Source organism: Shewanella aestuarii (assembly GCF_011765625.1).
Taxonomy (GTDB): domain Bacteria; phylum Pseudomonadota; class Gammaproteobacteria; order Enterobacterales; family Shewanellaceae; genus Shewanella; species Shewanella aestuarii_A.
Window position 1 is genome coordinate 2,046,939 of the sequence record NZ_CP050313.1, and the last position, 21,369, is coordinate 2,068,307.

Below are 21,369 nucleotides of genomic sequence, written 5' to 3' on the forward strand. Positions count from 1 at the left end.
TTATCCGTTTTTAGATGGGTTATCGGGTTGACAGGCCAGCAAATCTTGATTGAGGCCATGTAATCTGGTTTCAGCAATAACGGCTAAACGTTGATTAATTTGTGGGCTTATTTGCATTTGGCCAATAGTAATAGGCAAACGTTGTTGCCAATTAGGATATTCTTTCCATGTACCAGGAATATTGACACTGTGTTTATCTGCGACTAAATCGCTCAACTGCACACTGAATAATTGCGACTCTCCTGAAGCGCCTAATGCAATCCAGGCCAATAACAGTGGTTCAAACTCAATCTCATCTAGCGAGCTTTGTTGTGCGTATTGCTCAAAATATTGACCTAGCAAACTCACTAATTGACGTTTTTCATTTTGTCTCAGAGTGAGTAAATCAGTTAACTTCTGCTCTGAGTCGATAAGCTGTAGTTGCCTTCGCAAAAGTAAATCATCACCTAACCACCACGCTTTAAGCGTAGGTACATCGTGATTAGCTAACATCATTAAACATTGAGATTTGTAATCTTGTGGTGAGGTAAAACCCTCGTGTTGCTTAGTAAAATAGAATAATTCATTAGACAAAATGCCAGCATTTTCAAGGCTCGAGACAATTTCTGGCGGCACTATGCCTAAATCTTCACCAATAACAACACAACGTGCTAAATGACTTTCAAGACATATAATGGCGATTAGGGTTTCAACCGGGTAATAAACATAACTGCCATTACCTAATTGTCGATTAGCTGGCCACCACCACAAACGCAGTAACCCCATCACATGGTCAATGCGTAACGCACCACAATGTTGCATATTACTGCGAATTAATTGGATAAAATGAGTAAAATTTTGCTGCTTAAGCTTGACCGGATCCAATGGCGCAAGTCCCCAGTTTTGACCTTGCTCGGCAAAGGGATCTGGCGGAGCACCGATACTAGCATTGATACAAAACACTTCTTCATTTTGACTTATTTCAGCACCATGACTGACCGCGCCAACGGCTAAATCTCCTATCAGTCCGAGCTGCATACCGCATTGCTTTGCCGTTAATTGGGATTGAACAAATTGCTCGTTAGCAATGAACTGTAAATAGAGATAGAAGTTTTTTTCATGATTGAAATATTTTGATGCCAGTCTTACTTCTGTGGCAACAAACTGTTCCAATGCAACTTTGTCTTTCTCGATATACGTTAAAAAGTCCTGATATCGCTTACTATTGGTGTTGACGTGTTTCTGGCAAAATATTTCATACAAAAGTGCAAATATGTCATATTTTACACATTGAACATCTTGATAATTAATCAGGCTGGATTGATTGAGTAACGCTCGCTTTTGTAACCACGGCGTTGATTCAATTTGTGCTTGAATAGCTGAATATTCTGTTACTGATTCAATATGAATATACAGTGGATTTATCCGCCGTCTATCGGTAGGGCTATAAGGACTTGGGTTATCGGGTTGACTAATATCAAGCGCATGTAATGGGTTTAACAGAATAAAATCAGCGCCATACCCAGACGCAAACTCAATCAAATCAGCTAAATCACCAAAATCGCCCATTCCCCATTGCTTGTCAGAACGTAACGCATAAAGCTGAGCATTAAGCCCCCAGCGTTTTTTTATTTGAACATCTTTATCAATCGAAAATGTTTTATCGGGACTCACCATCAGAGTACCGCGATAAACCTTAAAATTTCGTTGAAAGGTAATAGTCAGTTTGACTTGGTAATAACCCATTAATAATGGGTTAGCTACAGCAAAACGATACTGACAATAGCGAATGCCGTCATAATAATATTCACCGACGATGTTCGCCTGAGCGACTGTTGCAGTAAAATTATCAATAAATTGATTTTCTTGAAAAATTTCAAATGCTAATTGGCTTGGATCGGCCTCAGGTAAATACACATCAATATGGGGCAAACGATTTAGACACCATTGAAAACCGTGCAATGGTAATAACCAAGGTTGTACATCTAATTGATAAATCGCATCATTAACTTGATTATGCACTTGTAAATCATTGAGCTGACAAAGTTGTTGCTCAGAAAGACCTATTAAAGATGTACTTGCTCGCATAGACGTTAATATTCCAAGTCTATCCTTAGACGGAATATGAACTAACTGACCGAAGCAATCGATAAACTCTGAACCTACGCCTTGCAAATATAGTAACTTCTCCAGCCCCATATTTGTTCCCCACAATATAAACTACTGGTTAATAAGCAGCAGTTACCATGCCAGTTGAATATAACAACGAGACGACAGTTATATGGCAGAAAAGTGACAACAGAAAATGTTGATGAATTAACAACTTAAAATTTAAAAGCTTTTTTAAAACATACGTTTAATTAATTTTTTTAATAATGACTCGCGCACCAAAATAGTTCACTGATTGCTAAACTGGTGCATTTTGTAGCTGATTTAGGGCGAAAATGAGGCAAGAAATTTTGAAGAAAATATAGCGATTCGTGTCCATTAAAGAACAACTACTACTCATGATTAAATAACGTAGCGAATATAGAGTCCTGCAGATAAAGACACTAATAACAACAATGGAATATTGAACCAATAACCAATCCTTGCAGTCGTTTTAGCATAAAAGTTAACGGCTAAATTCATAAAGCTGATAGCGGCACAAGACCAAATAATGTATTCCAATCTCACCGTTAATTCAGGGTCCCAATAAAGACGAACTTCAACCCCTTGTGATAAAAAATAGCCTACAGCTCTGTCTGGTCGGGCTTCACCGAAAATCAATAAAGCATATATCGCAAGACTCCAACCTAACAAGGATAAAATCGTTAATATGATTTGAAGTACGCCAATTTTATTCATTAATTATTCCCTTGAAGAATAAACTTAACAGCACTAAACGAGTGCGAATTAAAGCCTATTTAATCTAATTAGATAAAAGTATAACAATTATCTCGTTAGAATAGCGTTTTCAGCTTGAGAAAAGCCACCATAAAGGTAAGATAAACACAATTTTATATTACTATTTTGTGTTGGAGAAAAAAGCAACAATGAGCATTGCATCTGTCGCTTCAGTATTTAAAGGTGAACACGCCGTTGGTTCATCAGTCACCGTCCAAGGCTGGGTAAGAACCCGTCGCGATTCTAAAGCGGGTATTTCTTTTTTAGCCGTGTATGACGGTTCTTGTTTTGATCCTATTCAAGGTGTTGTACCAAATAGCCTAGAAAATTATGAACAGGAAGTTTTAAAACTAACCGCAGGCTGTTCTGTTGAAATGACAGGCGAAGTTGTTGAATCTCCTGGTGCCGGACAAGCATTCGAGTTACAAGTTAATGCTATCAATGTAACAGGTATGGTTGATGATCCAGACACCTATCCTATGGCAGCCAAACGTCATTCAATTGAGCATTTACGTGAACTAGCACATTTACGTCCACGCACCAATATTATTGGTGCGGTTGCCCGTGTACGTAACTGTTTATCACAAGCTATTCATCGTTTTTATAACGAGCAAGGTTTTATCTGGGTATCAACCCCGCTTATTACTGCTTCAGACTGTGAAGGCGCGGGAGAAATGTTCCGTGTATCGACTTTAGATATGGAAAACCTACCGCTAACCGATGCGGGTAAAGTTGACTACGACAAAGACTTCTTTGGTAAAGAGTCTTTCTTAACCGTCTCTGGCCAGTTAAACGCAGAAACTTATGCGTGTGCATTATCAAAGGTATATACATTTGGGCCAACCTTCCGCGCTGAAAACTCTAACACCACTCGCCACCTTGCAGAGTTTTGGATGGTAGAACCGGAAGTCGCCTTTGCGGATTTAAATGATGCAGCAAAACTGGCTGAAGATATGCTGAAATATTGCTTTAATGCCGTACTTGCTGAGCGTATGGATGACTTAACTTTCTTTGCTCAACGTGTTGATAAAACCGTAATTGAACGTTTGCAGTCATTTGTTAGCAGTGACTTTGCGCAAGTTGATTACACTGACGCAGTTGAAATCTTAAAAACCTGTGGTAAGTCTTTTGAGTTCCCAGTTGAATGGGGCATTGACTTACAATCAGAGCATGAGCGTTATTTAGCAGAAGAACATTTCAAAGCTCCTGTCGTTGTAAAAAACTATCCGAAAGACATTAAAGCTTTCTATATGCGCTTAAACGACGATGGTAAGACAGTTGCTGCTATGGACGTACTTGCGCCAGGTATCGGTGAGATCATCGGTGGTGCTCAACGTGAAGAGCGTTTAGACGTACTTGACGCACGTTTAGCTGAAATGAATTTAAGCCAAGAAGATTACTGGTGGTATCGTGATTTACGCCGTTATGGCACAGTCCCCCACGCAGGTTTTGGTTTAGGTTTTGAGCGTTTGGTTTCTTATGTGACTGGTGTTAGCAACATTCGTGATGTGATCCCATTCCCGCGCGCGCCACGCTCTGCTAATTTCTAATCAATTAAGCAGAATTGCAAGCTAAATTGCCCCTAAAAAACGCGCTAATTTAGCGCGTTTTTTATTAATCAATGTCTATGAAATTGCAATGATTTGCTCTCGTAAATGCTTTACTTCATCCCGTAATGCTGCGGCTTGCTCAAACTCTAGGTTTTTAGCATGCTCATGCATCTGCTTTTCTAACCGATCAATTTGATGACTTAACTCACTCACACTTACATAATGCGCCTTTGACTCATCAACTTTACTTTGTTGTGCCGATTGTTGATAACCCTTGTTAGATGTTCGGCTGCCTTGCTTGCTTTCGCCAACATCCATCACATCGGTAATGCGCTTCACCACACCTTTAGGCACAATGCCGTACTTTTCATTATGTAACCTTTGTTTCTCGCGGCGACGATCCGTTTCTCCTATCGCTTTTGCCATTGAATTAGTGATCCTGTCTGCATACAAAATCACTTTACCGTTCACGTTTCGAGCTGCACGACCTATGGTTTGTATTAATGATCGCTCTGAGCGTAAAAAACCTTCTTTATCGGCATCTAAAATACACACTAAAGACACCTCTGGCATGTCTAAACCTTCACGTAGTAGGTTGATGCCCACTAAGACATCAAAGTGTCCTAAGCGCAGATCGCGAATGATCTCCATGCGTTCAACCGTATCTATGTCCGAGTGCAGATAACGCACCTTAACGCCATGTTCATCTAAATAGTCAGTCAAATCTTCTGACATGCGTTTGGTTAACGTGGTAACTAATACCCGCTCATTAACTTGTACCCGTTTATGAATTTCCGATAATAAGTCGTCTACCTGAATCGAAACCGGCCGTACTTCAAGTACAGGATCAAGCAAACCTGTGGGTCTAACCACCTGCTCTGCAATTTCGCCGTCACTTTTATCTAATTCATATTGGCTGGGTGTTGCTGACACAAAAATGGTTTGCGGCATCAAGTTTTCAAATTCTTCAAACTTCAATGGCCGATTATCTAATGCCGAAGGTAAACGAAAACCGTATTCAACCAAGGTGGTTTTGCGGCTGCGATCGCCCTTGTACATGGCGCCAATTTGCGGCACTGTGACATGGGATTCATCAATGATAAGTAAACCATCTGCTGGCAAATAATCCAGTAAGGTTGGTGGGCCTTCGCCTTGCGCCCTACCGGATAAATAACGTGAATAGTTTTCAATGCCCGAGCAATAGCCAAGTTCAACCATCATCTCGACATCATATTGGACACGCTCAGTAATTCGTTGTGCCTCAATCAGCTTGTTATTATCAAGCAAAAACTGACGCCTTTCTCTTAGCTCTTGCTTAATTTCTTCGGTCGCCGCTAATACCTTTTCTCTTGGGGTAACATAGTGTGTTTTGGGGTAAATGGTGGTTCGTGCTATCCGCTTATTAATTTGCCCCGTTAATGGGTCAAACTCACTCAAGCGTTCAATTTCGTCATCAAATAGCTCAATTCTAATTGCCTCACGCTCAGATTCAGCCGGGAAAATATCAATGACTTCACCTCGAACGCGATAAGTGCCTCGCTGTAGTTCGATATCATTACGAGTATATTGCAACTCACTTAATCGAATTAAAATATCACGCTGCCCCATAAAATCGCCTTGACGAAGATGCAGTAGCATTTTCATGTATGAATCAGGATCACCCAACCCATAAATAGCTGACACCGAGGCAATTAATACCACGTCCCTTCTTTCTAATAAGGCTTTAGTTGCTGATAAGCGCATTTGTTCAATGTGGGCATTAACTGAAGCGTCTTTCTCGATAAAAGTATTTGATGCAGGCACGTAGGCTTCAGGTTGATAGTAATCATAATAAGAAACAAAATATTCAACTGCATTATGCGGAAAGAACTCTTTCATCTCGCCGTAGAGTTGTGCTGCTAATGTTTTATTGGGCGCCATGATAATGGTCGGCCGGCCCGTTGCTTGAATAACATTTGCAATGGTATAGGTTTTTCCAGAGCCTGTTACCCCAAGGAGAGTTTGACTCGCAATACCATTATCTATTCCTTCAACTAGTTGTTTAATGGCCGTGGGTTGATCACCTGCTGGTGCAAATTGCGATTCAAGACGAAAAATAGGTTCTGACACAAGCACTCACTCATAAAATATCTAGCCTGACATCATAACCAAATTCAAATTTATAGACTAGTAAACCAAGGACATGATCTATTTAAATTTGTTTTTAAGATCAATAATCACAATATGACAAATATAATTTGAAACAAACAAACACATTCTTACAATGGCTTAATTGCATAAGATATCGCCTAAATATGGTTGATTTTTTGAATTTAATACACAACATCGTCGTGAAACTCATTACATTTTTGCAACGTTAAGCTTTGGTAGAATATAAAAAGCACTTGCATTTTAAAATAACCTATATATCAAATACATAAGTTAGTGCTAAATAAATATGCCATTTTAAGTTCAAGCTAGGCTTAATCAGTGTTTGCAAGCCAAAAGCCATAGTAACCCACAAGCTTATCCACAGATTTAGTGGATAAGTCACTCAACGCCAGTCATCATGCGGGATTGCTGTCATGGTGATGTCATGAAACTGTCATCGAGACTAGATGAAAGTTTATTACATTTGTAAGTCTCCCCAACATAAAAACTAAAATTTTCTATTAATAAAGTACCAGATTGATTGACAGCAGCCTTTACGGTAAACGTAAATTCGCCACCTTTCGACACAGATAATGATGAACTAATGCCAACCCACAATCAGATTTATCAGACCTTGCATAAGGTGAGAAAATTCGCTCAAAACAGCTTCATTCATAGCGGGCAATAAATTTGTGACACTGATGAGATAGGTATGTCATCAAAGGATTTAGCCACATCCATAGCATCTTGACATTTATTACGCCTCAAAATGGCTATTGCTAAAGCTATGTCATGGAATGATTTAATCTTTTGCAAACCGATGACTCATGTTTAATTGAACAAAATTTGTGATTAATGCTGAAATGTCGCGCACGATGCGCATTACATGAGCAATTAACAAGATTATTTCAATTTTTTTTATAACTCGAGTTGACTCATGCTACAGAGCGTTTTACTATGCGCTCCGTTCTCAGCAATACATTGCTAAACGATTCCCCAGTAGTTCAGTCGGTAGAACGGCGGACTGTTAATCCGTATGTCACTGGTTCAAGTCCAGTCTGGGGAGCCATAGCAAGGTTAAGTTGAAGCATTATTATATATTCCCCAGTAGTTCAGTCGGTAGAACGGCGGACTGTTAATCCGTATGTCACTGGTTCAAGTCCAGTCTGGGGAGCCATATAATAAATTTAAGTATTCCCCAGTAGTTCAGTCGGTAGAACGGCGGACTGTTAATCCGTATGTCACTGGTTCAAGTCCAGTCTGGGGAGCCACTTAACATTTTGATCAATTCCCCAGTAGTTCAGTCGGTAGAACGGCGGACTGTTAATCCGTATGTCACTGGTTCAAGTCCAGTCTGGGGAGCCATCAAAACATGTATTAATATTTAGTATCGATTCCCCAGTAGTTCAGTCGGTAGAACGGCGGACTGTTAATCCGTATGTCACTGGTTCAAGTCCAGTCTGGGGAGCCATCTAAATAGCTACAATTATAGTAGTTCGATTCCCCAGTAGTTCAGTCGGTAGAACGGCGGACTGTTAATCCGTATGTCACTGGTTCAAGTCCAGTCTGGGGAGCCACAATCTCTCGTCACCCTATCTGGGTTATCTCTTTCATATATCCAGCAAAAATTATTAAAACTGCTAAAATATAGTCAATTCGGCTAGTGATTTTTCAAGATATTATCTGTTAGGCTCCTTTAGAGTTTAAAATAGTGATTTTAATTAAAAATATTTTAGTTATTAATTTCGACCTATAACACAGCAAGCCGGATAATGACTATAATCAACGGATTTGAATCGACATTTTAGGATATGTAGTCGCAGCGCTCATATCCAACCGAGCAAGCTGAATTAATTGCATTTAAACCTTAATAAAATGGATATATTATGGGCTTATCAAAATCCTTTCAAATCATACTCTTTGTTATATTTGGCTTATTATTATTTCAAATCTACACGATTGAAAACAATGAAGTGCAGATTCAAGGTGAAGCCGCTCGTAAACAATTTACTGAAGATTTAGCACGGTATAGTCATTGGACAGGTGATGGTGAAGACCTTTTTAATACTCTGAGAAAACATTACTCATTTCAATTTTTCCAATATATTCACCAAACTGACAGTGAACATAATTTCTCTTATGGCTCTCTAGCAAGAAAACAACAAATTTTTGCCGACAAACTCTTCAACATCGATCTTGGCCATATTCAACAATTCCCAGAAGGACGTTTGCAAGTTCGCCTTGATGCCAGCTCAGTTATCAACACCAACTTTAAAGAACTCGAAACGGTAGCACGATTACTCATTGGGGCTTATTTATTGTTGATGTTGATTTTCGCATTATTAATGGTGATGCACCGTCGTCGTATTAACTATGCCGCACAATATATAGACAATATCGGTACTCTATCTTTTCAGGCCATAGAAACATCAAGATTTAAAGGCTCATTAAAACCACTCGGAAAAGCCTTAGAAAACTGCCGTTCACAATTAAAACAAAATCTTGAAGTTATTCGTTTGGAGAATGATCAATTAACAAAAGCAGCTTTTCAAGATCCCATTACGCTATTTTCAACTCGTCAACGCTTCAATGCTTATTTGGAAAAAATTACCAACTCAGAAAAGCATCTTTTTGGTGTGCTTGTGGTAGTAAAAGCATCTGAGCTTGCCAACATCAATCAGCTTCATGGTCGGGCTGCCGGTGATGATTACCTATCAAATCTGGCAACTTGTATTCGCAAAGCAAGTCGTCAAGCTGGTCAAGTAGAAATATTTCGCGTATCCAGTGGCGATTTTGCCATTTTCATTGATGGTATCACCTTAAAAGAAGGTGAAAAGTTTCTAGAAAAAATCAAAAACCAATTTGATGAATACACACAAATTAGTCAATTTGATTCGGCAGGACACATAGGTATGGTGCCCTATGAAACCAAAAGTGATCCTAGCACCTTAATGGCCATGGCGGATGCGGCGGTTAGTATCGCACAAACCCTTGGACCTAATCGTTACCACATGCTTGAAAAGTTCAATGGCAATGATAAATTTGGTGATGATCACTGGAAAGTGACAATTAATGACTTAATCAATCGTCGTAGTTTGAAGTTTTTCAATCAACCCATTCAACCTTGTAATCACGATACCGAAGTTTACCGAGAGCTATTAGCGCGTTTTTACAATAGTGAAGGCAAACATTTACCCACATCCACAGTGATTGCGATGTCAGAACGTCACGGCTTGAGTGTAGAGCTCGATAAAATGATTGTGATTAACACAATTAAATTACTCAGTGAAAACCCAACCTTACAAGGTGGTTTTGGCGTCAATATTAGTGCAACCTCCGCATTACAAGATGTGTTTGTTTTTTGGTTAAAAGATATTTTGTCTCATCACAAGCAAGTAGCCTCAAGACTCATATTTGAAATCAATGAAGCCGGTATGCAAGCCAATTTAGCGGCTAGCTATCAATTTGTATCTGAAGTACACAAAGTCGGCTCCAAAGTGGCGGTAGAGCGTTTCGGCCTTGGTTTCACTTCATTTAAATTTTTCCGTGAAGTTAGACCTGATTTCATCAAACTTGATAGTAGTTACAGCGATGCGATTGAGCAAGACAACAATAATAAATTTTTTGTTAGAATGATTGTTGATATTGCAAGAAGGATTGGCATTCGAGTTATCGCCACGGGTGTTGAGCGCCAAGATGAAAAACTCACTCTTGAAAAGCTATTAGTCGATGGTTTACAAGGTTACTATATTGCTCAGCCAGAAGTTGTCACTGTCACTAAATAGTCAATTTGAGCTGTGCTTATAGGTTAATGGCAAACTAATTGAACAAAAAACTTACAAGGTTAACGATAATCTCGTTAACCTTATTTTTTATCCGTTGTTTCTGGGTCGCAAAACTTAGATAATAAGCAATTATTTAAGTAACCTATTTAACAAAATGACAGACTATCTATTATTACTGATTGGTACTGTACTGGTTAATAACTTTGTATTGGTCAAATTTCTAGGCTTGTGCCCTTTTATGGGTGTTTCGAGTAAATTGGCTTCGGCTATTGGTATGTCCATGGCTACTACCTTTGTATTGACCTTAGCCTCAATACTGAGCTATTTAACCAATGAGTTTATCTTGCAGCCATTTGAATTAACTTATTTACGAACAATGAGTTTTATTCTAGTGATTGCAGTAGTTGTGCAGTTCACTGAAATGCTCGTTCAAAAAACCAGTGCTGCTTTACATCGTGCATTAGGTATTTACCTGCCTTTAATTACCACCAACTGCGCAGTATTAGGTGTGGCATTACTTAACGTGAATGAAGACCATAATTTCATCGAATCTGCCGTTTATGGTTTTGGTGCTGCTGTAGGTTTCTCATTGGTGCTTATTTTATTCTCAGCTATGCGTGAAAGACTTGCGGCGGCTGATGTACCAGTTCCATTTAAAGGGGGAGCGATTGCCATGATCACCGCAGGCTTGATGTCTTTAGCCTTTATGGGCTTTGCGGGGCTAGTGAAATAATGATGTCTAGTATTGCTATTGCGGTTGCCATCTTAACTATTCTTGCAGTTATTTTTGGTATTATTTTAGGATTTGCTGCCGACAAATTTAAAGTTGAAGGCAATCCAATCATAGATCAAGTTGAGGCATTACTGCCACAAACTCAGTGTGGACAATGCGGTTACCCCGGCTGTCGTCCCTATGCTGAAGCAATTGCCAATGGCGATAAAGTTAATAAATGCCCGCCAGGTGGCACTGCGACAATGGAAAAATTGGCAGAATTGATGGGGGTTGATCCTGAACCATTGAATGCAGAAGTCCAAGATACTGTAAAAAAAGTGGCTTATATCAGAGAAGAAGAATGCATTGGTTGCACCAAATGCATCCAAGCTTGTCCGGTAGACGCCATTGTCGGTGCGGGCAAACTCATGCATACCGTTATCACTAAAGACTGCACCGGATGTGATTTGTGTGTTGAACCCTGCCCTGTAGATTGTATTGATATGCTGCCCGTTGAAACCACGTTAAAAAATTGGAATTGGAAACTAAATGCCATTCCAGTCAATGTTGTGACTTCCGCTAGCCAAGAGGAAAAGCCGTGCTAACTTTATTAGAACAATTAGATAAAGGAACGCTTTGGCAATCACCCGGTGGCATTCACCCTCCAGAGCTCAAACAATATTCAAATCAACAGCCTATTGCGCGCTTACCACTTGCACAGCAGTTTATCGTGCCTGTACCGCAAGTCGGAGAACAAGCTCGGTTACTGGTTACAGTTGGTCAACATGTGCTTAAAGGCCAAGTATTAACAGAAGGTAGTGGTTTTCTTTATCTACCTGTACATGCACCCACATCAGGCAAAATTATTGCCATTGAGGAAGTTGCTAGTAATCACCCTTCAGGCCTGCCGCAATTAAGTTGTATTGTTGAAGCCGATGGCCAAGATTTATGGTGCCCATTAGCAAGTGACGAGCTATCGTCTTTATCAACATCACAAATAATCGCCAAAATTAAAGCTGCAGGTATAGCCGGAATGGGCGGCGCCGCCTTTCCAAGCCATATAAAATTAAACACCGCTAGTGAGATTAATTTAGTTATTATCAATGGGGTTGAATGTGAGCCTTATATCACCTCAGATGATCGTTTAATGCGAGATCATAGCCTTGAAATAACAAACGGCATTGAAATTATTCATCAAATTTTAAACCCCGAACGCATCATTATTGCCATAGAAGACAATAAACCAGAAGCCGCTAAGGCGATGGAAAAGGCAATCAAAACCAACTCTAAATTAGCAAGTATTGCTCGGGTGACGGTTATTCCAACTAAATACCCATCGGGTGGTGAAAAACAATTAATCCAAATTATCACAGGTAAAGAAGTCCCCAGCGGTAGCCTGCCATCACAGCTGGGCATTGTGGTTCACAATGTGGGGACGGCATACGCGATTCAAGATGCTGTTATTAATGGAAAACCACTTATAGAAAGGGTTGTGACCTTAACGGGTAATCAAATTAAACAGCCCGGCAATTATTGGTTACCCATTGGTACACCAATATCCGCAGCGCTTCAGCAGGTATGTTTTGAAGCAAAAGACCAGCATAAGGTTATTGTTGGTGGCCCTATGATGGGATATGCGATAACACAACTTGATGTACCAATATTAAAAGGTACTAACTGTATATTAGCGCCTTCTGCTGACGAAATCGGTCCAGATGCAATAGAAAAATCCTGTATTCGCTGCGGTGAATGTGCCGTTGCCTGCCCGGCATTATTATTACCACAACAATTATTTTGGCACTCAAAAGCTCAAGAATATGATAAAGCAGCCAGTTTTAACCTTAAAGATTGTATCGAATGCGGCTGTTGCAGCTACGTTTGTCCCAGTGATATTCCATTAGTTGAGTATTATCGGGTTGCTAAGTCTGCTTTACGTATTGAAGCAGAGGAAAAAATACAAGCAGAAAAAGCGAAACAGCGATTTGAAGCAAGATTAAAACGTCTTGAAGATGAAAAGCTAGCTCGTGAAGCGAAAGCGAAAGAAGCAGCTGCCAAACGCCAAGCTAATATGAAAACCACTGATAAAGACGCAGTAGCTGCCGCTATGGCGAGAATTGCAGCCAAAAAAGCAGCTGCACAAGCGAGTTCAAACACACCATCTAATGTGACAGAACCAGTATCTTCAGATAATAGTTCAGTAATTGATAAAAAATCTGCAGTCAGTGCAGCAATTGCACGAGCTAAAGCCAAGAAGGCGGCGCAAGCTCAACAATCCTATTCAAGTGTTGAAACCGCGAACGATGTTAGTATTCAGTCCAAACATATCACAGCATCTGATAATACAGATGTCACTGAACATTTAAGCAACACAGCCAGTTTACAACAAGATAAAATTGCTGCAGCGGTAGCGAGAGCTAAGGCAAAAAAAGCCGCTTTAGCGGCTAAGCAAGCTTTAAGTAATGAGTCTGAGTCTATCGCACAAACAGCAACGAAAGATACTAACAAAGAAAGTCATCCATTAGCAGTGAATAACACATTGGCCAATGAAAGCGTCATCAGTCAGAATGATCTTAAAAAGCAACGAGTTGCTGCTGCAATAGCCAAAGCAAAAGCTAAAAAAGCGTTAGAAAATCAGGAACAAACTTCTCCTCAAGATAGCGATATCTTGGTTAGTTCAGTACCTAAGCAAGCAGATAAACAGCTTGACTCTAAAACTAACAATACGACTGAAATCGATGCCAAAAAGGCAAAAATAGCTGCGGCTGTCGCCAAAGCGAAGGCCAAAAAAGCACAACAAAAAAATGATACTGAACAGAAAGAAACACCAAATAATCCACCGGAAACAGTATCAGAGTTCAATACCGACACAATGCCTGAGTCAGTTGAGCTAGAGGCTCCTCTTGCACCTAAGACAGCAGAGCAGATGGAAAAAAAAGCAAAAATTGCAGCCGCTGTAGCAAAAGCTAAAGCTAAAAAATTGGCACAACAATTAAGTAAAGAGGATTAATAATGGCATTTAAAATTGCCTCATCACCACATGTAAGCGCTACATTGCAAACATCCACAGTGATGCAACGAGTCGCTTTGTGTTTAATCCCCGGCATTGTGGTGCAAAGTTACTTTTTTGGTTTAGGGACACTAATTCAATTAGTTATTGCCATTGCAACAGCATACTTAGCCGAATCTGCATTCCTATATCTACGCAAAAGACCGGTAAAAGCGACATTAGCCGATAACAGCGCTTTAGTCACAGCGGCTTTATTGGCCGTTGCCATCCCCCCTTAGCCCCTTGGTGGTTAATTGTAATTGGCACCTTATTTGCCATTATCATTGTCAAACATTTATATGGTGGACTAGGAAACAACCTCTTTAATCCTGCAATGGCTGCTTATGTTTTATTATTAATTTCATTTCCCGTTCAAATGACCGATTGGGTAGCGCCAGCAGTTGTTGCCCAGCACCCCGTTGAGTTAATGTCAGCGATACACGCTATTTTACAATTACCAAGTGATAACCTTAGTCAATGGCATAAATTAGCCATTGATGGCACAACGATGGCTACACCACTTGATACTTTAAAAACAGATTTATCAATGGGTTTAACCACAACCGAAAGTTTAAACAAGCCGATATTTTCTGGCTTTGGCGGCATAGGCTGGTTTTGGGTAAACTTTGCTTACCTTATCGGTGGACTTGCCCTTTTGAAGTTAAAAGTTATCCGTTGGCATATCAGTAGCGGCATTTTATTAGCCTTATTTATCTGCTCATCTGCCGGTTTTATCATGAGCCCAGATACCCATATAAGCCCTTTAATGCATTTATTTTCAGGCGGCACCATGTTAGCGGCATTTTTTATTGCCACCGATCCGGTTACCGCAGCCACAAGCCCAAAAGGTCGATTACTTTTTGGCGCTATGATTGGCGTACTGATATATGTCATTCGCACCTATGGCGGTTACCCTGATGCAGTCGCCTTTGCTGTTTTACTTGCCAACATGTGCGCACCATTTATTGATCATTATGTACGCCCGCGTACCTATGGCCACAGGTCTGGGAGCTAATGTGCTTTGAAAACTGAAAATTTAATGTTGAAGAACGGTGCTTTACTTGGTTTATTCGCCTTGCTGTGTACAGGTTTAGTGGCTATTGTGAATGGTTTGACTAAAGATACCATTGCCCAGCAAGAATTAGCCGAGTTAACCCAAACGCTTACCCAAGTTATTCCCATGCAATATCAGGATAATTTACTCGTTGATAATTGCGTAGCCATCAATTCGCCCACGTTACTGGGCAGTAAGGATGATTTGTCAGCATATATTGCAATTAAAGATGGCGCACCAAAGGCTATTGCCATCCAGATGATCGCACCTGATGGATATAACGGCGAGATCAAGTTAATTATGGGTGTTGATAACCACAACCAAGTGTTAGGTATACGAACATTATCCCATCAAGAAACCCCTGGCTTAGGTGATAAAATTGATCTTAGAAAATCAGACTGGGTACTATCTTTTACCAATAAAGTTTGGCAAAAAAACAATCAAGCGTGGCATGTAAAAAAGGATGGCGGTGAGTTTGATCAATTTACCGGAGCTACTATTACGCCTAGAGCCTATGTCAAAGCCATTCGTAATGGCTTAGTGTTTATTGACCAAAACCGCAAAGATTTATACCAAGGCGGTCGTCAGTGTGGAGTCCCTCATGAGTAAATATCAAGAGCTTGCTAAACAAGGTTTGTGGTCAAATAATCCTGGTTTAGTGCAATTGCTTGGCCTTTGTCCCTTGTTGGCTGTGACCGCCACCATCACTAATGCCTTAGGCTTAGGTTTAGCCACCTTGGTTGTGTTAGTGGGTTCAAATGTGATGGTGTCTTTGGTTCGCGAGTTTGTGCCTAAAGAGATCAGAATTCCGGTATTTGTCATGATTATTGCAGCCCTAGTAACCTGCGTACAATTGCTGGTTAATGCTTATGCCTATGGATTGTATTTATCTTTGGGGATTTTCTTACCCTTAATTGTCACCAACTGCGTCATCATAGGTCGTGCAGAAGCATTTGCATCCCGCAATACCCTTGCCCACTCAGCATTTGATGGGTTAATGATGGGGTTAGGTTTTACTGCGGTGTTAATTGTATTAGGGGCAACTCGCGAAATATTAGGTCAAGGAAGCTTATTTGATGGTGCAGATTTATTACTTGGTGATTGGGCCAAATCACTGACAATTCAAATCTGGCAAGTAGACAGTCCATTTTTGCTTGCGATGCTGCCTCCTGGTGCCTTTATCGCGATGGGATTACTGATAGCATTAAAAAATGTTATCGATAGCCAAATAGCTCAACGTCAACCTAAAGCAGAAATGGTAGCTGTAACGCGTGCCCGCATTACCAAGGTTAGTTAGTTCAGATGAATAAAGATAAGCGTATACAAATTCTACAAAGACTTAGAGACAATAATCCAAAACCTGAAACCGAGCTAAATTTTAGCTCGCCTTTTGAACTGCTGGTAGCGGTTACGTTGTCAGCACAGGCCACTGACGTTAGTGTTAATAAAGCCACAGACAAATTATTTCCCGTAGCCAATACTTCACAAGCAATTTACGATCTCGGGGTTGATGGATTAAAACAATATATTAAGACCATCGGCCTTTATAACAACAAAGCCATTAACGTAATTAAAGCATGTAAGATGTTGATTGATCTTCACGAAGGTCAAGTGCCTGAAAACCGTGAAGCACTAGAAGCACTTCCTGGTGTCGGCAGAAAAACCGCCAATGTAGTACTAAATACAGCCTTTGGCTGGCCAACAATCGCAGTTGATACTCATATATACCGTATGGCGAATCGAACCAAATTTGCTACGGGTAAAAATGTTGATCAAGTAGAAGAAAAAATGCTTAAAGTTGTACCGGCTGAATTTAAAGTCGATGTACACCATTGGTTTATTTTACATGGCCGCTATACCTGCATCGCAAGAAAACCAAGATGTGGAAGTTGCATTATTGAAGACTTATGTGAGTACTCAGATAAAGTCTACCCAGAAGAATAGTGGCTTGTGTTAATCACCCAAAATACAAAAAGCCGCTCAATGCGGCTTTTTACTTTTAGAGCTATGTTTACTAAAACATCGAAACAAAGAAAGCACTAAAACAAATTGCGATTATTACTGTTGTGCCTAAAGCCATTTTTAATTCTGTAGTCATTTTAATCTCCCGTTTGCTATAAACAAATCATAACGAATAACATGAGATTTCCTAGTCACATACAACATAATTGTGAAGTTAAGCAAACATTTTTTAATTGGCTTTCAACATACATTGCCTACTGATATCATTAATTTTTTAGTTTTGAGGTTACACATATGTCCCAGATACTCCATACAATGATCCGTGTTGGTAATTTAGACCGCAGCATTGAATTTTATACCCAAGTAATGGGAATGAAGTTATTACGAAAATCAGACAACCCAGAATATAAATATACGTTAGCGTTTGTTGGGTTTGATGAGGAATCAACAGGCCAAGCCGTGATTGAATTAACCTATAACTGGGGCAAAGATAGCTATGATTTAGGAACCGGTTTTGGTCATTTAGCCATAGGCGAGGAAGATATTTATGCTCGCTGTGAAGCGATAGCCCAAGCTGGCGGTAAAATAACCCGAGCTCCAGGACCGGTTGCCGGTGGCACGACAGAAATTGCTTTTGTTGAAGATCCTGATGGCTACAAAATTGAATTAATTCAAAAAAAATTTGCAACACAGGGGCTAGGATAGGCTGTTAATGTGAGATGATTTACCCTCTTAGTAAGCCATAAATCACCTTTAATAAAAATTATTCGTAACAGTTTCAGGGTACAAATAAAGGCCGTTGTAATTTAGCGGCCTTTTTATCAAGTCACATTGTAAGCTTAGCTCGACTGCCAATCACAGTAAAAAAGTACTCTGAAAAAGAAGGGGAAATATCTGGTACAAGGCAGGTTTATTACGTTTGTTACGACTACAGATATTTATCATAGATAGCGTCAAATGTACCATCACTCTTCATCTGAGCCAGCGCCTTGTCAAAATCGACCACAATTGCCGAATAATCACGCTTGTTGGAAAATGCTAAATAGCTGGGCAGTTCATACACGATTGGCGTCAGTTCTTTAATTTTGTCACTCACTCCTAGCCGCTTGGCTGCATGAAGAAAAACGTGATGATAGCTCGGAACCAGATCAAACCGCTCACCAACTAACATTGCAACAAGGCTGTCAATATTATTGGTTTTAGTGACCTGTTTCCAAATTTTATTATTTATCATCTCATCAATACTGCTTCCATAACTGGTATTTCGAATAACACCAATCTCAACATCTTCAAATTTGGTCAAATCACCATCAAAGGTAATTGTAGAGTCAGCTCGAACAAAAAATGATTCAACCTGACTGATAATAGGGCTGTCAGTGTAAGTGAGGTAGGCATCTCGCTCAGGTAATTTGAAGACAGAGAATATCCCGTCTACAGTACCGTTTTGTACTTCGTTCAAACAACGTGCCCAAGGTTTTAGTTGAATATTGACTGTATAACCAGCCCTTTTAAAAGCTTCTGTCACGATATCAACAAGTATTCCTTTAACTTGACCATTGTCCATATAAGCAGTCGGAGCGCTATCTGCGGCGACAAGGATAAGAGGCATGCTTAGCATGGCCACTAGGGACCAATAACAAACATACCAAGATATACAGACTTAACGGTCTAATAACTTGAAATATCATGTATTTCCATTAGTTAATGTCCCCTTAAATAAGCGCGATAAAAGCCGTTATCTACGATCAAATTCTATATTCTTTACCCAGACGATTAAGTATTTGTACAATTTGGCTCGGTATGTCTTGCAAACTCAACACCATCTGAGCTGCGCCTAAATCAATTGCAGCCTTAGGCATACCAAAGATAACCGAGCTTGCTTCGTCCTGTGCGATAGTGATGCCATCAGAATTGAGTAGTTCTAACATACCCGCGGCGCCATCTTTACCCATTCCCGTTAAAATTATACCTAAAACATTGCTTCCTGCTGTTTGTGCTAACGATTGAAACATCACGTCGACTGAAGGCCTATGACCACTAACTCGTTCGCTATCAGATAATTTGATTCGATAATCAGCACCACTACGAACCACCAAAAGATGTCGATCGCCTGGCGCCAAATAAACACAACCAGGAATAAGTCTTTCACCATCTTGAGCTTCTTTTACATGGAGTGCACTTATTTTATCAAGATGCTCAGCAAAGGTTTTGGTAAAACCTGGTGGCATATGCTGGGTGATAACTATGGCTGGGCTGTCTATTGGCATTTCAGCAAGTAACGATTTGAGCGCCACTGTTCCCCCTGTTGAGGCACCAATAGCAATAATTTTTTCCGTTGTTTTATATTTAAATGCAGTATTTGTTGGCGTTTTCCTAGTCAGTTTAGGCTGAACCTTTGCCATAGCAACTGAGCGTATCTTAGCAACAATTTCAGCACGATAAGCCTCCATACTGTTAGCAATGTCCAGTTTAGGTTTAGGAAAAAAATCCACCGCTCCAATTTCTAACGCTTTCAGTGTGACCTCGGCGCCCTGCTCGGTCAAACTTGAAACCATAAGCACTGGAGTGGGCCTAGCCTTCATTAACCGGTCTAAAAATGTTAACCCATCAACCTTAGGCATTTCGACATCTAATGTAATTACATCAGGATTAAAAGTGTTTACCATATCCTTAGCGGCAAACGCATCGGGTGCAGCACCAACAAGAGTAAAATCTGGCTCGGCTCGAATAATCTCGCCTAATAAACTTCGGATCAGCGCTGAATCATCAACTACTAATACTTTTATTTGTTTAGTCATCAAATAACTCCACATCTCCACTTTTTGCTTGTGATCGTAACTTCAACTTATATTCACTTTCACGGTCTAAAATCGTACTGTTATGCATAACCTTGATTTTTCTTACTAATACACGTCCCGTGTCAGGAAAAAAATAAACTTTACGTGGATAAATGTCCAATAAATCAGACGCAACAATAGGGATGTGCTCCATTCGTAAATAATCTTGCACAAATTCAGCATTACGTTCACCAACATTCACTGTTGTAATGCCCTCCAATACATTACCTCCACCAAACACCTTAGCTTCAAGCCTATTTTTATTTGCACCTAGCTTAAGTAGATGATTGATTAAAATTTCCATCGCATATACACCATAACGAGCTGACTCATTTACACAGCCCATTTGTGGGTAGTTATCTTGTGGTAGCAAAAAGTGATTCATCCCCGCGATCCCTAAAACAGGATCTCGTAAACAAACTGATACACATGAGCCTAAAACCGTCACAATAAGGGTATTTTGTGTGGTAGCAAAATATTCACCTGGTGAAATCTTTACTGCCTCACACTGAAAATGCCGATCATAATATCGGTTAGGGGCAAGGTGAGAATTATTAACATCAAAGTTTAACAAACTTACCTCACAGTCTTATTAGGATAATAAGTAGTATTGCCAGCAGGTTTGACTAGATGAGTTGCATTATTAAAAGTTTCTGAGTGACCTGCGACATAAAGCCCATGACTCGGTAATAAATTAACCATCCTTTCTAATATTACTAGCTGAGTTGGACGGTCAAAATAGATCATGACATTACGACAAAAAATAATGTCTATTGGGTACTTTAAAGGCCAATCGGGCTTAAGAAGATTAACCTGCTTAAACTCTATCATTCTTTGTAACTCAGGCACCACTTTAACCATCCCTGCAAACGAACCCTTGCCTCTGTAAAAAAATTGTTTTTTACGTTCCTCTGACAAAGAGTTAATTTTATCAATTGCATAGATCCCTTCTTTGGCTTTTTTCAGCACTTGGCTGTCTATGTCTGAAGCGATAATTTTAATGGGCACATCAAACTTACCCAATGTTTCAGCAACGACCATAGCAATTGAATAGGGTTCTTCACCTGTGCTGCTTGCTGCGCACCAAATCGTTTTCACATTAGCATGAGACAACAAATATTTTTTTAGAATTTCAAAGTGATGGGGTTCACGAAAAAAAGACGTTAGGTTCGTCGTTAACGCGTTGATAAAATGCTCTTCTTCCTGTGGATGTTGATTTAAATATTGCAAATAGTCAGAGAAACCTTGTAGCTTTAGCGCCCTCACCCTACGAGCCAACCGGCTATATACCATCGAGTCTTTACTGTCAGCTAAACGTATTCCTGTTAATTGATATAACAAGGTTCTCACAGCTTCAAAATTAGCTTTAGCAAAGCTAAATTCTCTATTATCCGAGCCTTCCGAGCTTGTCATTATAATATCCCAGTG

16 protein-coding genes, 6 tRNA genes and 1 pseudogene are annotated in these 21,369 nt (G+C 39.9%); 16 read left to right on the plus strand and 7 right to left on the minus strand.

The genetic code is table 11. From position 1 onward, the window contains the following. Complete coding sequence (gene malQ / locus HBH39_RS09225) at positions 1-2,178, minus strand: 4-alpha-glucanotransferase (RefSeq protein ID WP_167677618.1); 2,178 nt, start codon at positions 2,176-2,178, stop codon at positions 1-3. Positions 2,179-2,490: 312 nt separating this feature from the next. Continuing rightward, complete coding sequence (locus tag HBH39_RS09230) at positions 2,491-2,826, minus strand: hypothetical protein (RefSeq protein ID WP_167677620.1); 336 nt, start codon at positions 2,824-2,826, stop codon at positions 2,491-2,493. Positions 2,827-3,014: 188 nt separating this feature from the next. Here HBH39_RS09230 and asnS point away from each other — a divergent pair, with 188 nt between their 5' ends. Further along, positions 3,015-4,415: an asparagine--tRNA ligase gene (gene asnS / locus HBH39_RS09235; protein ID WP_167677622.1), complete on the plus strand. Its 1,401-nt coding sequence runs from the start codon at positions 3,015-3,017 to the stop codon at positions 4,413-4,415. 75 nt (positions 4,416-4,490) lie between these two features. Here the strand turns inward: asnS and uvrB are convergent, their stop codons facing one another. Beyond that, positions 4,491-6,524, minus strand: coding sequence for an excinuclease ABC subunit UvrB (uvrB, locus tag HBH39_RS09240; RefSeq protein WP_167677624.1), 2,034 nt, complete (start codon positions 6,522-6,524; stop codon positions 4,491-4,493). A 1,014-nt stretch (positions 6,525-7,538) separates the two neighbouring features. On the opposite strand from uvrB, the gene HBH39_RS09245 reads away from it, so the two are divergent. The 15 genes and pseudogenes from HBH39_RS09245 (at position 7,539) to gloA (ending at position 17,809) form a co-directional block, all read left to right on the plus strand. Then, positions 7,539-7,614, plus strand: a tRNA-Asn gene (locus tag HBH39_RS09245). Positions 7,615-7,646: 32 nt separating this feature from the next. Continuing rightward, positions 7,647-7,722, plus strand: a tRNA-Asn gene (locus HBH39_RS09250). Between the two features lie 18 nt (positions 7,723-7,740). Continuing rightward, positions 7,741-7,816: transfer RNA gene (locus HBH39_RS09255), tRNA-Asn, on the plus strand. 18 nt (positions 7,817-7,834) lie between these two features. Further along, positions 7,835-7,910, plus strand: a tRNA-Asn gene (locus tag HBH39_RS09260). A 30-nt stretch (positions 7,911-7,940) separates the two neighbouring features. Continuing rightward, positions 7,941-8,016, plus strand: a tRNA-Asn gene (locus HBH39_RS09265). A 30-nt stretch (positions 8,017-8,046) separates the two neighbouring features. Further along, a tRNA-Asn gene (locus HBH39_RS09270) sits at positions 8,047-8,122 on the plus strand. A 309-nt stretch (positions 8,123-8,431) separates the two neighbouring features. Beyond that, positions 8,432-10,330, plus strand: a complete 1,899-nt coding sequence (locus HBH39_RS09275) for an EAL domain-containing protein (RefSeq protein ID WP_167677626.1) — start codon at positions 8,432-8,434, stop codon at positions 10,328-10,330. Between the two features lie 154 nt (positions 10,331-10,484). Beyond that, the gene (rsxA, locus tag HBH39_RS09280) at positions 10,485-11,063 is read left to right on the plus strand and encodes an electron transport complex subunit RsxA (RefSeq protein WP_167677629.1); all 579 of its coding nucleotides are present in this window, start codon (positions 10,485-10,487) and stop codon (positions 11,061-11,063) included. 2 nt (positions 11,064-11,065) lie between these two features. After that, positions 11,066-11,647 (plus strand): electron transport complex subunit RsxB, encoded by a 582-nt coding sequence (gene rsxB / locus HBH39_RS09285; RefSeq protein WP_167680025.1) that lies wholly within the window; start codon positions 11,066-11,068, stop codon positions 11,645-11,647. Next, complete coding sequence (gene rsxC, locus HBH39_RS09290; protein ID WP_167677631.1) at positions 11,641-14,049, plus strand: electron transport complex subunit RsxC; 2,409 nt, start codon at positions 11,641-11,643, stop codon at positions 14,047-14,049. Before rsxB ends, rsxC begins: the two co-directional genes overlap by 7 nt. Before the next feature lie 2 nt (positions 14,050-14,051). Then, positions 14,052-15,103: pseudogene (rsxD, locus tag HBH39_RS09295) on the plus strand (electron transport complex subunit RsxD). Positions 15,104-15,127: 24 nt separating this feature from the next. After that, positions 15,128-15,751, plus strand: a complete 624-nt coding sequence (rsxG, locus tag HBH39_RS09300) for an electron transport complex subunit RsxG (protein WP_167680026.1) — start codon at positions 15,128-15,130, stop codon at positions 15,749-15,751. Then, on the plus strand, positions 15,744-16,439 hold the full coding sequence (locus tag HBH39_RS09305) for an electron transport complex subunit E (protein WP_167677633.1): 696 nt from the start codon (positions 15,744-15,746) through the stop codon (positions 16,437-16,439). The genes rsxG and HBH39_RS09305 overlap by 8 nt, the downstream gene beginning before the upstream one ends. A 5-nt stretch (positions 16,440-16,444) precedes the next feature. Next, positions 16,445-17,086: an endonuclease III gene (gene nth / locus HBH39_RS09310; RefSeq protein WP_167677635.1), complete on the plus strand. Its 642-nt coding sequence runs from the start codon at positions 16,445-16,447 to the stop codon at positions 17,084-17,086. 312 nt (positions 17,087-17,398) lie between these two features. Continuing rightward, positions 17,399-17,809 (plus strand): lactoylglutathione lyase, encoded by a 411-nt coding sequence (gene gloA / locus HBH39_RS09315; protein WP_167677637.1) that lies wholly within the window; start codon positions 17,399-17,401, stop codon positions 17,807-17,809. A gap of 223 nt (positions 17,810-18,032) precedes the next feature. Here gloA and HBH39_RS09320 read toward each other — a convergent pair whose 3' ends face one another. The 4 genes from HBH39_RS09320 to HBH39_RS09335 all read right to left on the minus strand — a co-directional run bounded on the left by HBH39_RS09320 (position 18,033) and on the right by HBH39_RS09335 (position 21,354). Then, the gene (locus HBH39_RS09320; RefSeq protein WP_208764141.1) at positions 18,033-18,713 is read right to left on the minus strand and encodes a substrate-binding periplasmic protein; all 681 of its coding nucleotides are present in this window, start codon (positions 18,711-18,713) and stop codon (positions 18,033-18,035) included. Between the two features lie 136 nt (positions 18,714-18,849). Then, positions 18,850-19,902: a protein-glutamate methylesterase/protein-glutamine glutaminase gene (locus HBH39_RS09325; RefSeq protein WP_208764142.1), complete on the minus strand. Its 1,053-nt coding sequence runs from the start codon at positions 19,900-19,902 to the stop codon at positions 18,850-18,852. Then, on the minus strand, positions 19,895-20,515 hold the full coding sequence (gene cheD / locus HBH39_RS09330; RefSeq protein WP_167677643.1) for a chemoreceptor glutamine deamidase CheD: 621 nt from the start codon (positions 20,513-20,515) through the stop codon (positions 19,895-19,897). The genes HBH39_RS09325 and cheD overlap by 8 nt, the downstream gene beginning before the upstream one ends. 2 nt (positions 20,516-20,517) lie before the next feature. Beyond that, entirely contained in the window at positions 20,518-21,354 is an 837-nt protein-coding gene (locus HBH39_RS09335) for a CheR family methyltransferase (RefSeq protein WP_167677645.1), read from the minus strand. Between the last annotated feature and the right edge of the window lie 15 nt (positions 21,355-21,369).

Excerpts from the sequence above, each read along its gene's own strand:
- malQ (WP_167677618.1), bottom strand. The coding sequence starts at position 2,178 with ATGGGGCTGGAGAAGTTACTATATTTGCAAGGCGTAGGTTCAGAGTTT.
- HBH39_RS09230 (WP_167677620.1), bottom strand. The coding sequence starts at position 2,826 with ATGAATAAAATTGGCGTACTTCAAATCATATTAACGATTTTATCCTTG.
- asnS (WP_167677622.1), top strand. The coding sequence starts at position 3,015 with ATGAGCATTGCATCTGTCGCTTCAGTATTTAAAGGTGAACACGCCGTT.
- HBH39_RS09275 (WP_167677626.1), top strand. The coding sequence starts at position 8,432 with ATGGGCTTATCAAAATCCTTTCAAATCATACTCTTTGTTATATTTGGC.
- rsxA (WP_167677629.1), top strand. The coding sequence starts at position 10,485 with ATGACAGACTATCTATTATTACTGATTGGTACTGTACTGGTTAATAAC.
- rsxB (WP_167680025.1), top strand. The coding sequence starts at position 11,066 with ATGTCTAGTATTGCTATTGCGGTTGCCATCTTAACTATTCTTGCAGTT.
- rsxG (WP_167680026.1), top strand. The coding sequence starts at position 15,128 with ATGTTGAAGAACGGTGCTTTACTTGGTTTATTCGCCTTGCTGTGTACA.
- HBH39_RS09305 (WP_167677633.1), top strand. The coding sequence starts at position 15,744 with ATGAGTAAATATCAAGAGCTTGCTAAACAAGGTTTGTGGTCAAATAAT.
- nth (WP_167677635.1), top strand. The coding sequence starts at position 16,445 with ATGAATAAAGATAAGCGTATACAAATTCTACAAAGACTTAGAGACAAT.
- gloA (WP_167677637.1), top strand. The coding sequence starts at position 17,399 with ATGTCCCAGATACTCCATACAATGATCCGTGTTGGTAATTTAGACCGC.
- HBH39_RS09320 (WP_208764141.1), bottom strand. The coding sequence starts at position 18,713 with ATGCCTCTTATCCTTGTCGCCGCAGATAGCGCTCCGACTGCTTATATG.
- HBH39_RS09325 (WP_208764142.1), bottom strand. The coding sequence starts at position 19,902 with ATGACTAAACAAATAAAAGTATTAGTAGTTGATGATTCAGCGCTGATC.
- HBH39_RS09335 (WP_167677645.1), bottom strand. The coding sequence starts at position 21,354 with ATGACAAGCTCGGAAGGCTCGGATAATAGAGAATTTAGCTTTGCTAAA.